Annotated in this window: 13 protein-coding genes; 7 read left to right on the forward strand and 6 right to left on the reverse strand. The window is 49.0% G+C overall.

The genetic code is table 11. The features are described from left to right. Positions 1-52: 52 nt before the first annotated feature. On the reverse strand, positions 53-1,381 hold the full coding sequence (locus AC0YNT_RS04435) for an FAD-dependent oxidoreductase (protein WP_475803528.1): 1,329 nt from the start codon (positions 1,379-1,381) through the stop codon (positions 53-55). A 357-nt stretch (positions 1,382-1,738) separates the two neighbouring features. Between AC0YNT_RS04435 and AC0YNT_RS04440 the strand changes: the two genes are divergently transcribed. From AC0YNT_RS04440 to AC0YNT_RS04450, 3 genes are read left to right on the forward strand one after another with little or no spacing between them, the layout of a single operon-like run. Beyond that, complete coding sequence (locus tag AC0YNT_RS04440; protein WP_475803529.1) at positions 1,739-3,346, forward strand: RsmB/NOP family class I SAM-dependent RNA methyltransferase; 1,608 nt, start codon at positions 1,739-1,741, stop codon at positions 3,344-3,346. Position 3,347: 1 nt separating this feature from the next. Beyond that, positions 3,348-4,097: a pseudouridine synthase gene (locus AC0YNT_RS04445; protein ID WP_475803530.1), complete on the forward strand. Its 750-nt coding sequence runs from the start codon at positions 3,348-3,350 to the stop codon at positions 4,095-4,097. A gap of 22 nt (positions 4,098-4,119) precedes the next feature. Next, the gene (locus AC0YNT_RS04450) at positions 4,120-4,917 is read left to right on the forward strand and encodes a Cof-type HAD-IIB family hydrolase (protein ID WP_475803531.1); all 798 of its coding nucleotides are present in this window, start codon (positions 4,120-4,122) and stop codon (positions 4,915-4,917) included. A 79-nt stretch (positions 4,918-4,996) separates the two neighbouring features. Here the strand turns inward: AC0YNT_RS04450 and AC0YNT_RS04455 are convergent, their stop codons facing one another. From AC0YNT_RS04455 to AC0YNT_RS04465, 3 genes are all read right to left on the reverse strand, one after another. Beyond that, positions 4,997-5,095 (reverse strand): dihydroorotate dehydrogenase, encoded by a 99-nt coding sequence (locus AC0YNT_RS04455; RefSeq protein WP_167272209.1) that lies wholly within the window; start codon positions 5,093-5,095, stop codon positions 4,997-4,999. A 206-nt stretch (positions 5,096-5,301) separates the two neighbouring features. Continuing rightward, positions 5,302-6,714, reverse strand: a complete 1,413-nt coding sequence (locus AC0YNT_RS04460; RefSeq protein ID WP_475803532.1) for an RsmB/NOP family class I SAM-dependent RNA methyltransferase — start codon at positions 6,712-6,714, stop codon at positions 5,302-5,304. 21 nt (positions 6,715-6,735) lie between these two features. Beyond that, positions 6,736-8,472, reverse strand: a complete 1,737-nt coding sequence (locus tag AC0YNT_RS04465) for a DEAD/DEAH box helicase (protein WP_475803533.1) — start codon at positions 8,470-8,472, stop codon at positions 6,736-6,738. 141 nt (positions 8,473-8,613) lie between these two features. Between AC0YNT_RS04465 and AC0YNT_RS04470 the strand changes: the two genes are divergently transcribed. From AC0YNT_RS04470 to AC0YNT_RS04485, 4 genes are read left to right on the forward strand one after another with little or no spacing between them, the layout of a single operon-like run. Continuing rightward, positions 8,614-8,811, forward strand: coding sequence for a YwbE family protein (locus AC0YNT_RS04470; protein WP_167272225.1), 198 nt, complete (start codon positions 8,614-8,616; stop codon positions 8,809-8,811). Positions 8,812-8,827: 16 nt separating this feature from the next. Continuing rightward, complete coding sequence (locus AC0YNT_RS04475) at positions 8,828-9,130, forward strand: hypothetical protein (RefSeq protein WP_441889932.1); 303 nt, start codon at positions 8,828-8,830, stop codon at positions 9,128-9,130. A 25-nt stretch (positions 9,131-9,155) separates the two neighbouring features. After that, positions 9,156-9,911 carry a GNAT family N-acetyltransferase gene (locus tag AC0YNT_RS04480; protein WP_475803534.1) on the forward strand — a complete coding sequence of 252 codons (756 nt, stop codon included), beginning with the start codon at positions 9,156-9,158 and terminating at the stop codon, positions 9,909-9,911. 5 nt (positions 9,912-9,916) lie between these two features. After that, a complete protein-coding gene (locus AC0YNT_RS04485; protein WP_475803535.1) occupies positions 9,917-10,594 on the forward strand; it encodes a LysE family translocator in 678 nt (225 codons plus the stop codon). Positions 10,595-10,656: 62 nt separating this feature from the next. Here AC0YNT_RS04485 and AC0YNT_RS04490 read toward each other — a convergent pair whose 3' ends face one another. Beyond that, the gene (locus AC0YNT_RS04490; protein ID WP_475803536.1) at positions 10,657-11,646 is read right to left on the reverse strand and encodes a lipoate--protein ligase; all 990 of its coding nucleotides are present in this window, start codon (positions 11,644-11,646) and stop codon (positions 10,657-10,659) included. 91 nt (positions 11,647-11,737) lie between these two features. Further along, positions 11,738-12,952: a nitrate/nitrite transporter gene (locus AC0YNT_RS04495; RefSeq protein WP_475803537.1), complete on the reverse strand. Its 1,215-nt coding sequence runs from the start codon at positions 12,950-12,952 to the stop codon at positions 11,738-11,740. Between the last annotated feature and the right edge of the window lie 129 nt (positions 12,953-13,081).

Consider the following 13,081-nt stretch of genomic DNA (forward strand, 5'->3'; position numbering starts at 1 on the left):
GAAAGCTTCGTAAAAGGCAGCTCTCGCAAGTTTTTTTGTTAACCTGACTTACTTACATCGCCTGTAATCCGGCTTGATTGAGCAGGTTCCACGGTTTGTTGTAATGCGGCTGGAAGAAGAAGTCGACGAAGGTAAGTTCATTCATCGTCATGCTGTTCTGGATGCAGACCGACATCGTATTAATGGCTTGAGTTAAATCATCCTTCGACATGACTTGAGCTCCGACAATTCGGCCCGTATTCGCTTCATAGACTACTTTGAGCTGCACTTTCTCGTAGGTTGGCATAAACTCAGGGCGGTCGTTGTCTTCGATTGTGACAGTTTTCACATTCATGCCTGCATCAAGTGCAGCAAGCTCAGTTAATCCTGTCGATGCGATGTTGCTGTCATATATTTTAATACCCGAAGTACCTTGTGTACCCATATAGCGGACAGTTGGCTCCATCAGGTTGCGGGCGACTAACGTTCCCATTCGTACGGCGTTTGTTGCCAGAGGAATGTAAGCATGTTTATGTGTCGGATTGTAATAGACGGCACAGCTGTCACCGGCTGCGAATACATCTGGATGGCTGGTACGCATATACTCATCCACGATTATAGCTCCATTAGGCAGCATATCGACTTGGCCTCGTAATAGATCCGTATTAGGCCGGAAACCGATGCATAAGACGACCAGATCCGTCTCATATTCCCCAGCTGTTGTTACGACTTTGGCAACTTGACCTTCTTCGCCGAGGAAGCCAGTCACGGTTTGGGCAAGCTTGAGTTCAATACCACGCTGCTGCAGTTCCACCTCAATGGCATCTGTAAATTCACGATCAAGATATTTGAACAGGATTCGGTCCATATTATCAATTAGTGTGACCTGCTTGCCAAGCTGCTCGAACGCTTCAACAAGCTCGATGCCGATATAGCCAGCACCAATAACGGTGATTCGTTTGGCGTGCTTCGCTTTTTCTATGATGGTCTGCGCGTGGTTGTAGTTTTTGCACAGTAGGATATTGTCCAGCTCCATACCTTTAAGCTTCGGAATAATCGGCCACGATCCAGTCGTCACGACAAGCTTATCGTACTCGTCAAGTTGTTCCTCATTCGTTTCGAGATTACGTCCCAGAATAGTCTTGGCTTCTGTATGGACTTCCAGGACATCATGGCGCAAGTTCATCTTAACTCCCATTGCGGTTAACTGCTCGGGCGATGCGTAGAACAGCTTATTCACATCTTGTACGACGCCGCCGACATGGAGAGCAATGCCGCACGAGAGGAACGATACATTGTCATTGCGTTCGTATACCGTAATTTGTGCTTCGGGATAAAGCTTAGCCATTTGAGTAACAGCGGCGGTACCTGCATGTGTGCAACCAATAACAGCGATCTTCATAGAAAATTCCTCCTCAATTTCCTGTGAAATAATTCACAAACATCATTGCAAAAAAGGAAGCCGACCTTATTAGTGGATGAAGAGTAGGGTGGCGGCGGCGGCTTCCGATAAAAAGGGATGATATAGGCTGCAACTTGTTATGTGATTTAATTCACAATCCTTTTGTTGCTCTTATCATATGCGAGATATTTGAATTTGACAAGGGGTTGTGATTAATTTCACATATTCATCACAAATGATGAATAAAGGGCTGCGGATAGCTAAATCATGAATTCATCTTTGAATTCAAGGAGCATTGGAGTATACTCGAAGTTATATTTCAAAGAGCGTTTAAGCTGCTTGCAAGGGGATGACCAGATGTCCGGCTATTTGCCGATTGCTTTTACAACAAAGATGAAATCACTGCTTGGAGAAGAATATGATCGTTTTATCTCTTCTTATGATGACCCGCGCTTATACGGGATTCGCGTAAATCGGTTAAAGCTTAACGGTGAAGCATGGAAAGCGATATCTCCGATGGGAGATGCTATCCGTCCAATACCGTGGGTAGAAGATGGCTACTATTATGAAGAAGGTGCAAGACCAGGCAAGCATCCGCATTATCATGCCGGTCTTTACTATATTCAAGAGCCAAGTGCGATGGCTCCTGTGGAATTGCTGGATGTTCAACCAGGGCAGAAGGTGCTGGATCTGTGCGCGGCGCCTGGCGGCAAGTCCACTCAAATCGCGGCAAAGCTGCAAGGCAGCGGTGTTCTAGTCAGCAATGACAATGCAAAAGAACGGACGAAGGCATTAGCGAAAAATATCGAGCTTGCCGGTGTTCGCAACGCGGTCATTCTCAATGAGGAGCCCTCAGCACTTGCTCCAGTATTCGGGCAATGGTTCGACCGTATTCTCGTAGATGCCCCATGCTCAGGTGAAGGCATGTTCCGCAAGGACGAGTCAATGATCGCAGAGTGGGAGAAGCATTCTATTGAACGCTGCTCTGCTATGCAGCGGCATATTTTACGTGATGCGGCTGCTATGCTTGCCCCTGGCGGCATACTTGTCTATTCGACTTGTACGTTCTCTCCTGAGGAGAATGAATCACAAATCGCCGAGCTGCTTGCCGAGATGCCAGACTTTGAAGTCGTACAAGTGGAACATCTTTACGGCTGGAAGAATGGACAGCCTGATTGGGCGGGCGAAGCAGGGCGCGAACTCGCACCTGCGCGCTTAGCCTCTCTTTCGGGTACGGTTAGACTCTGGCCCCATCATATTGAAGGGGAAGGGCATTATGCGGCAGTGCTGAGACGCAAGGAGTCTGACGAGGCAGCTGCTATTTCTCCTGATATCGAAAATCAGAAGGAGACGCGTACGAAGCATCCAAAGGGCAATGCGGGAGCTACTTTGCGCGCAGCCGAGAAACGTGGTGCTCAAGGGGCGAAGGATGTTGGTAAGCTGAACAAAGCACCTGAGCGTAATAATGGACGTAATACAGGCCGTGGTCAAACAGAGACGATAGATCCGTCAGCGATGTGGCTTGATTTTGTGGAGCGGGAGTTGTCAGATGCTTTCGAAGCAACGGGAACCGTTCAATGCTTTGGCTCAAGAGTTTATCTTCAGCCAGCTTCCTTGCCTTCTTTGGACGGGCTGCGTGTCGTCCGTGCTGGCTGGTACGTTGGGGACGCGGGGCGTAATAAGTTCGAGCCGTCACAAGCTCTTGCCCTGGGACTACGCCAATCTGAAGCAGTGCGTTCGATTAATATGCAGTCGGATGATCCTAACGTTATACGTTATTTGAAGGGCGAGACCCTGTTTGTAGAAGCGGATCAGTTAGCGATTGCACAAAGGGAGGGCAAGATGCCTCAACCTTTGAAAGGATATGCCTTAGTATGCACGGATGGTTACCCGATCGGATGGGGCAAATATTCTGCAGACGGTATGCTGAAGAATGAGCTGCCAGCTGGCTGGAGGTGGATGTAAGATGGCGAAAAAGATGCGTTTGGACAAACTATTATCTCATACAGGTTATGGGACGCGCAGCGAGATCAAGAAGCTGGTGAAGCAGGGAATAGTAACGGTTTCAGGCAAAGTCGTGAAGGATAGCGGGCTCCTGGTTGATCCGGAGCTGGACGAAGTTGCCTATGACGGAGAACGGGTGATGTACCGGGAAGTCATCTATTTGATGATGAATAAGCCTCCCGGTGTTATTTCGGCAACAGAGGATAAGCGGGAGCAGACGGTTATCGATTTACTTGAGCCTGAAGATCAAATCATGGAGCCCTTTCCTGTTGGAAGACTGGATAAGGATACGGTTGGTCTGCTGCTGCTGACAAATGACGGGCAGCTGGCTCATGAGCTCTTGTCCCCGCGCAAGCATGTCCCGAAGACTTATGAAGCTGTAGTGCAAGGGGATGTCGGCGAGAAAGATCAGGAGCAGTTTAAGACAGGCGTGATACTGGATGATGGATATGTGACGATGCCGTCAGATTTGAAGATTTTGAAAAAAGACCATGATGAGGGTGGCGTTACTTCGGTTATATCCCTTACGATAATGGAAGGTAAGTTCCATCAAGTGAAGCGGATGTTCGAGTCAGTAGGCAAAAAAGTCGTATACTTGAAGAGAGTATCGATGGGACCACTTGAACTAGATACGGATCTTGAGGAAGGAACATACCGTGAATTAATGGATGAGGAGCTAGCGCTTTTACGAGCTCACCGGGCATCGGAGTAAATATAGAGATAGGAGTGGGGAAATGACACTGCAGTATGATTTGATCGCACTTGATGTGGATGGTACGTTATTAACGGATGACCACCAATTGACAAGCAAGACGCGTGAGGCTGTGCGGGAAGCGGCTGAACGCGGAGCGGGTATTGTGTTATGCACCGGCCGTGCTCCTGTAAGTGTATTTCCGGTTCTGGAGGAGCTGGGACTTAATGGAGTCATAATTACGCATAACGGCGGAGCGACAATTAACTCGGACACAAGAACAATCATTCATCAATATGAGATTGCACCGCAGCAGCTTGAGCCGTTTCTGGCCTATTGCCGGACGAACCATGTTCACTTCGACTTAAATACAGCCTTCAGTATGATGGTGGAATCGATGACACCTGAGCTTGAGAATATGTACAGCAAGTTCCATGCTGCACCATCCATTCTGGAGCGTGGGACACAGCTGCCTGATGGGCTTGTGAAGTTTACGATATTTGGTGACAAGGAAGAGATGGATCGCGTGCAGAAAGATTGGGAGCAATGGCCGCCATCTCTTTTGACCATTCGCAGCGGAGACTTCTTTATCGACGTCCATCATCCGGAGGCAAGCAAAGGCAGAGCCCTGCAGCAGTTTGCTCTTAGTCAAGGGATTGACCGGAGCCGGATTCTGGCGATCGGTAATTATTTTAACGATATCTCCATGTTAGAGTACGCCGGATGCGGAATTGCGATGGGCAATTCACCTGACGGGGTAAAAGAAGCAGCAGACGCTGTAGCGCGTTCAAATGCCGAAGATGGCGTTGCGCATGCCTTGCGTGAGTTCGCTTGGAGCTAAACATAACGAAAGAAGGGGCAGCCCCCTGGTCATAAGACCATTTGGGCTGCCCCTTCTTCATGTGGTAGGTTTGGTATTATTACCAATGATGAAGTCCTCTAACGATGATTACCAGAAGAATGAAAAGGACAAGGATGAAACCTACCGTATTGACGCCGCCTCCATATACGCCAGACATGCTAATTCCTCCTTGTAGTTGTATTCCGCTGGAGGGCCTCTGTCACTCGAGTACAATCGCCCTTCCGTTCGGTATACAGTATTGTATGTGATTTGCCCTGATTCGAATGGACGCTTATCACGGTACATTCATAATTGGGTAATCACCTAATGAGGAAAGCTTAATCTGCGCGGCAGGGAGGAGGATCCCTGCCAATCGCCGCTCTATTAGCTGAAGCGGCGAAGCCCTTTAGGCAGGTGATTCTTCAACTGACCGCTGCTTGCTTTAGCCCAGCCAAGCGGCAAACCATCAACGGCAACAAGGCCCCAGCCGTTTACATTTCTAATGGCGGGAAGGGTCTCCCCGCGCAGGTAAGCGGCAATCTCAGGTGAATCAGGCGGATAGTTCTGTACCCAGGCTGCCTCATCCGACTGTACGGCGAGAGCAAGCGCATGCGCGGGCTCCAGCCGGTTCTTACGGATGTCGCCGAGGTGCAGACCAGGCCGTGCGACCTTGAGGCCGTCAAGATCAGCAGCGCCAAAGCTGCCATTGGATTGATGCGGCAGCCAGTAGAGGGCATCACCGAAGCGAATAGGCTCCCCTGCACCTAAAGTGAATCCCGGTAATGCCTGCTCGGCAAAGCTGCTCCACAAGGCAAGCTCAGCTGTGAGCGGCTTTGCTTGCCTTGCTAAACGCTTATCGCGCTCACGCCGTTTGTCTTTGTTGCTGCGGAGTTCAGTTTCGTCGATGTGGCCGACTTTCAGCAGATCCTCATCCGCAGCTTTGCGGAGCCGGGCTACAAAATGACCTTCTCCACGAACCTGATGCGGCCACAGCCGCTCGAGCTGTTCGACGTGGAAGGCGGGATGAGACACAATGAATTGTTCAATCGTATCTTCATTCTCAGAACGGTTAAACGTACAAGTAGAATAGACAAGCACGCCGCCTGGCTTCAGCATGATGGCTGCATGCTCTAATATATCCGCAGAGCGCTCGGCGCAATAGGTGACATGCGCTTCCGACCATTCCGTAATAGCGACTTCATCCTTACGGAACATACCTTCTCCAGAACAGGGAGAGTCCAACATAATTCGGTCGAAGAAGGCAGGGAAGCGTTTGGACAACTCTTGTGGTGCAGCATTTGTAACAACTGCGTTGCGAATGCCCAGCCGTTCTACATTTTCGCTAAGAATCTTAGCTCTTGCAGGATGGATTTCGTTTGCAATAAGTAATCCTTCGCCGTTCATACTGCCAGCAATTTGAGTCGTCTTACCGCCCGGTGCTGCAGCGAAGTCTAGTATTGTCTCGCCTGGCTGGGCGTCCAGCAGCTCTGCGGCAGACATAGCCGATGGCTCCTGAATATAATATAGGCCAGCCGTATGGTAAGGATGCTTACCCGGTCTTGTACATTCCTCATAATAATAGCCTGTCTTGCACCAAGGTACTGGTTCCAAATGAAACGGCTGCTTAAGAGCAGCAGCCGCATTGTCCCCGATTAGTTGTCGACATTTCAATGGATTAATCCGCAGCCCGAAAGCACGGGCATCGTTGTAACTGTCAAGAAACCGCTCGGCTTCTTCCCTTCCGAGAAGAGCCTGCATTTGCCGGACATAAGCTTCCGGCAGCTGCACGTTCTTCAATGTACTGCAACTCCTTTATTCTTATCTGTTACGACCGCCAGAGCTTGGACCACGCGATGAACCGCCACGCGTCCCGCCTCTGTTACCGTTGTTGCTGCCGCCACGCGAATCTCGTCCACCGCGTGGTGCGCTGCTTGATGGTCCACGCGAATCTTTATTGCTGCTTGGCCGGCCTTCCCATCTGCCGCCAGTAGATGCGCCGCGCGAATTGCCGCGTGCTGCGCCATCTTGAGACCGCTCGCCTCTGCTGCTGCCAGTTGATGGCCCGCGCGAATTGCCGCGTTCTGAACCGCCTTGAGTACGTGTACCGCCACCACGGTTAGCGCCACGTGCATCTCTGCCGCCGCGTCCGCCAGATTCACGTTCGCCTTTCCCGCCGCGATCATTGCTGCTAACTTCCCACGGATTGCTTTCTGTGTTGCTGGCTACAGCAGCACGTTCCGGCTTGCCGCGTCCGCCTGCTTGTGAACGGCCTGCGCTGCCACCGCGTTCATTACGTTCGCCTCTGCCGCTGCGTCCGCCTTGCGCTGGTTTTGAATCACGAGCTCCGCGACCGCGTCCTCCGCGTTCCGGCTTGCCACCTCTGTCATAGCTTTTACCTTCGCTGCTAGGACGTGGTGTAGTAACCTTCACAATAGTGCCGTCCGCTTCCACAGTGCGGCGCTCAAGTACAGCATTAATGCTCCGCTCGATATGGGCAACCGCTCCACGATCATAAGGCGATGCAATAGTTATTGCAGTTCCGCGTTGTCCAGCTCGGCCAGTTCGGCCAATACGGTGAATGTAAATTTCGGAATCCGTTGGAACATCAAAGTTAAAGACATGGGTAACGCCTTCCACATCAAGCCCACGTGCTGCAACGTCCGTTGCGACAAGAATTTGAAGTTTCGCATCGCGGAAACGTTTCATGACTTGCTCACGTTTAGCTTGTGTAAGATCCCCATGAAGTTCATCTGATTCAAAGCCATGATCTTGAAGATCCTTGTTTAGTTTTTTCGCGCGAACCTTCGTCCGGCAGAAAATAACAGCCAGGTAAGGGCGTTGTGATTCGATCATGGAAATTAGTGCTTTTTGACGTCCGCGGTCAGTCGTCTCTACAACAAGCTGTTTGATATTGTCTAAAGTGACATTTGCGCTTTGAATTTTAATATCAACAGGTACCTTCATATAATTCTCTGCAAGACGTTTAATCGCATCCGGCATTGTAGCAGAGAAGAGCATCGTTTGACGAGCACGAGGCGTCTGTTCAACAATGCTTTGTACTTCAGGAAGGAAGCCCATATGCAGCATTTGATCGGCTTCATCCAGTACGAGCATTTTCAGCTTGCCCAGGTTGATCGTTTCACGTCTCATATGGTCAATCAGACGACCAGGCGTTGCAACAACGATATGTGGTGCGTTATTCAATTTGCGGATTTGTGCGTCAACATCTTGTCCGCCATACGCGGCAAGAACTTTGGCGCCTACAGCAGGTACCAGCTTTTTCAGCTCGCTAGTGATCTGGATTGCCAATTCACGTGTTGGAGTAAGAATAAGGGCTTGTACCTGATCTTTATTAATATCGATTTTCTGCAGGATTGGCAGAGCGAATGCTATCGTTTTTCCTGTTCCTGTCTGAGCCTGGGCAATGACATCTTGTCCGGACAGGAGGACAGGGATTGCTTTCTTTTGTACAGGCGTAGGGGTTGTAATACCGTCTGATTGCAGAATATCTGTTATCTCCGGGATAATACCCATTGCACTAAATTCGTTTGACATTTGTAAATGTTCCTCATTTCATCGATCTCGTTTAACATTTAGTATAACAGTTGTGTCTTGGAAGTGCATCTTTCAGCTACATATGCTATGCTGTGCGTCATAAACTATTAAGCATACATGCGAATGAAGGAATGATCAACAGTGACAAATGGTACACAGAGAGCTTCGGTTAAGCCGGGGCTGGAGGTCGATATCGTTCTTAAGCAGGATCAGCGGACAGGTAAGCTGACGCGTGGGATCGTTAAGGACTTGCTTACAAATTCACCGAATCACCCTCACGGCATTAAGGTGCGTCTGACAGATGGCCAGGTCGGAAGAGTTAAGCATATCTATACGTAAGTAAAGGAGCTATGCCATGGCATTCGGTATTTCCAGGGCTGAAATGACGGCATGGAAGGAAGCGGTCGCCCGCGGGGAGATTGCATTCCTGACGCATTATTGGGTTGACCCGCGATTTCCGGGGATGAAGACCGTGACGAAGGTAGGCTGCTCTGATCTGGATAAGCTGGCAGAGTGGTGTCTTAGCAATGGTCTCAATCCGAAGTATATACATAGACGTGATTTATTTCCTCATTTTGATCTGCTTGGACCTAAACAGCGTGAAATCTTGCTTCGGGAGAATCAGCTGGCACAGCTCGAGCGGTTTCATCTTATATAGTTTTTGGTAAGGGGGAGGAATAGATTTGGACAATCCTATATATAGGAAGTTAGAGGAGCTGAGCTTAAACGCTTGGCCATCCCTTCAGACATCTGTCTATGACGGCTGGCTGCTGCGGTATGCGAATGGTTATACGAAACGATCCAATTGCGTTATGCCGCTGTATGAAAGTCATGGCGATGCCGAGGGGAAAATCCGTTATTGCGAGCAGATTTATTCGGTACTTGGATTAGATTTTGTTTTCAAAATAACACCGTTCGCAAGTCCAAGTCATCTAGACTCTTTATTAGAGGAACAGGGCTACCGGATTGTGGAGCCTGTGCATGTAAAGACGGCCTCCTTATTGGAGCTGCCTGTACCAGCGGGTGACCGCTGTCAGATTGATGATCATATGAATAAGCGTTGGTTTGAAGAATTTGAGCAAATGATGCCGCTCTCTGATGCGCATAGAGAAACAGCGGTGAAATTGCTCAATAGTATGCCTCCTATCAAATGTTTCGTCACGGTATATTCGGAGGATGGTACTCCTGCTGCCTGCGGGATTGGCGTTGTTGAACAAGGGTATATTGGGCTCTACGATATTGTAACTTCACAGCAGTTCCGTAATCAGGGGTTTGGCTATCAGTTAGTGCTTCAGATCCTTCATTGGGGTAAACAGAATGGGGCATCTGACGCTTATTTATTGGTTGTTCAGGAAAATAAGCCTGCGAATCGGTTGTATGACAAGTTTGGTTTTGAGACGCAATATGAGTATTGGTACCGGGTTAAATCTAAGAAGTAGGATGAGTGAACGGTAGTATGGCTTTATGGCTTTCTTTTGTACAAGGCTTTTTATTTTCTTTATCTTTATGCTTTGATCTGGGCATGGTGAATGTCGCCATTATTAAAACCGGTGTTGAACGCGGCTTTAAGCCGTCATTTATGATCGGTTTTGGTTCATGTTTTGGGGACTTAACTTATCTTGCACTTGCGCTGGTTGGCTTTAGTTTTGTTCTGGAAATTACGGTTGTCCGTTGGGTTCTATGGATTGCGGGGACGGCGGTACTGCTTATGCTAGCTTATAAAATGGCGAGAGAGTCTGTTCATCCAAAAATGATCGATTGGAATGTCAGAGAGGGCAGCGGGGAAACTGGGCATAAGCGAAGGAGAAATCTGTCTGACTTCCTATTTGGCTTAGGAACGGCTTTATCTTCGCCGACCATTATGCTATGGTTCGTTGCCTCGGCGGGGCCGATTGTAGCAGAGATGCACGGAAGCAGCCGTTATGCAATTGCGGTATTTATAGCAGGCTTCTTCACTGCAGGTTTGTTATGGTCGCTTGGCATGGCCTTCATCAGCAGCAGGGCTGGCAAAGCACTTGGCGCCAAGTTCGTGAGAGTGATCTCTCTGCTCTCAGCGGTTCTGTTTGTTTATTTTGCAGTCCGGGTATTCTGGTCGGGCTTGCAGGTTGTGCTGGGGAAATAAAAGAGGGGCAATCCCATTGTCATATGTGACATTTGGGATTGCCCCTTCGTTTTTTATCTACATTACAACATCAATGACAACAGCTGTTCCTTCGTTATTGGACCAAAGTAGAAATTCACATCGATCTCATCCAGCAGCTTGCCAAGCGATTCGGTATCATAACGTGTGCCAATCAGCTTCTCAGTTACCTCGCTAGTCTCGCCTCTGCCGAAGAAATCTCCGAAGACGGCGGCATCCACGATTTTCCCTTCTTCCACTTGAAGACGGACGTCGTATGTGCCTGCGCCCTCAATACGTTTCGTCTGGCGTACATTGAAAGCTGGGGAACGGCCATAATTCCATTCCCAGCTGCGGTAGCGCTCGTCGGCAAGCTTCCGGACATTATCCCAGTCCTGCTCGGTCAGCTTGTAAACCGGGATCTCCGATTCTCCTTCGAAGATGGAGGCGAGCAAATATTGCCGCAGCTCCTGGATCGTCATCGGTTCTTTCAGAAACTCTGTAATATTCGCTACGCGGCTGCGGATCGATTTGGTTGCTTTGGAGACGTATTTCTCCGCATTGACCTTCAGTGCGGAGACGACATTCTCAATCTCCGAATCGAATAGGAGAGTACCGTGGCTGAACATTTTACCTTTGGTAGCAAACTGGGCATTACCGGATATTTTCCGCTCACCGACCTGAAGGTCATTGCGTCCTGACAGCTCAGCGTCAACACCAAGGCTTCGTAATGCCCGCACAACAGGCTCGGTGAACTTCTTGAAGTTATGGAATGACTTGCCGTCATCTTTCATAATGAAGCTGAAGCTCAGGTTGCCGAGGTCATGATAGACCGCACCGCCGCCAGACAGCCTCCTTATGATATGGATGCCATTCTCCTTCACATAGTCCGCGTTAATTTCTTCTACGGTATTCTGATTCTTGCCGATAATAATGGAAGGCTCATTAATGTAGAAGAGCAAATACTCATCGCCCGGAAGTGACCGCAAAATATATTCCTCAAGCGCCAAATTAATCGCTGGATCAGTAATGTTGTTATTATCGATAAACTGCATGTGATGCAACTCTCCTCTGCAATAATTCATTCATCTTCGTATTATAACCTTGATGAATAGATTTTTCATCGAAAGAGGAGTGACATTATCGTTACATGCTTCGTGCTTTGCCGCCGTCTCCGATCCATGTCTTCTTCCAATCAAGCTGAGCAATAGACAGCATGACAACGCTCAAGATAGCTATGCCGCATAAGATTAGGAAGCCTGGTGTGTAGGAGCCAGTTGATTGATACAGGTTGCCTAAAATCAGCGGAAGTGCATACCCGCCAATACCGCCTGCTGCTCCAACGATACCGGTCACGAGACCGATATCATCGCCAAACCGCTGAGGCACCAGTTGGAATACGGAACCGTTACCCGCGCCAAGGCACATCATGCCGATAAATAACATGCCGATAACGAGGTACAGCGGCGGCATGCTTGAAATGGAGGCAAGCATGACGGCAGCTCCGGTATACAAGATCATAAGTACCTTAATACCGCCAATTTTATCGGATAAATAGCCGCCTATCGGGCGGAAGAAGCTGCCTGCAATAACGCAGAGAGTAGTGAAATCGGCAGCTTTGACAGCTGACAATCCGTATTGGGTGTTGAAGAAAATCGTCAAATAGTTAGAAAGACCAACAAAGCCGCCAAAGGTCACGCTATACATAATGCAGAACAACCAAGTATCCCGCTGCTTTAACACTTTTGCGTAATGGGACAACTTTTTTGGAGCAGGCTGATTAGGGCTGTCTTTGGCGAAGATGGTGAAGACGATAAAGGCAATAGCGATCGGGATAAGCGCAAGACCAAAGACCACTTCCCAGCTGCCGTAATGCTGAGCAATACGATTGGCGAACAATGTAGAGAAGACCGTCCCGCTGTTGCCCGCTCCGGCAATACCCATTGCAAGACCTTGATACTGCGGGGGATACCAGCGGCTCGCAAGCGGCAGTGCTGCTGCAAAGGATGCACCTGCAACGCCAAGCATAAGGGCAACGATATGAAGATCACCAAGGGAACTGACAAATTTCCAGCCCCAGATGAGAGGGACCATGGTGAGGAGCATACCAAGCTGTCCCGTTCTCTTTGGTCCTATATAATCAGTAAGGAAACCAAACACCAAGCGAAGAATCGAGCCCCCGAGCACCGGCAGGGCGACGAGGTTCGCTTTTTGAACCGCCGTCATTTCGTAATCTCCCATAATAACAACGCTAAGCGGACCGATAAGCACCCAAATCATAAAGCTGATATCGAAATACATAAATGCACTAAATAAAGAAGGCTTATGGCCGCTCTTCCAAAAAGACGTAGGGTTACTCATATCCAAATCCCTCCAATTATTTTTTTTTGGGTATGGCAGACACGCGTTCCGGGGCGAGGGTCTGCTTCCAACCATCTCTAACAATCACGAATTGAAATAAAAAGAGGCCGCAAGCTGCCCTTGTGGACA

It is taken from the genome of Paenibacillus sp. J22R56 (genome assembly GCF_056269375.1).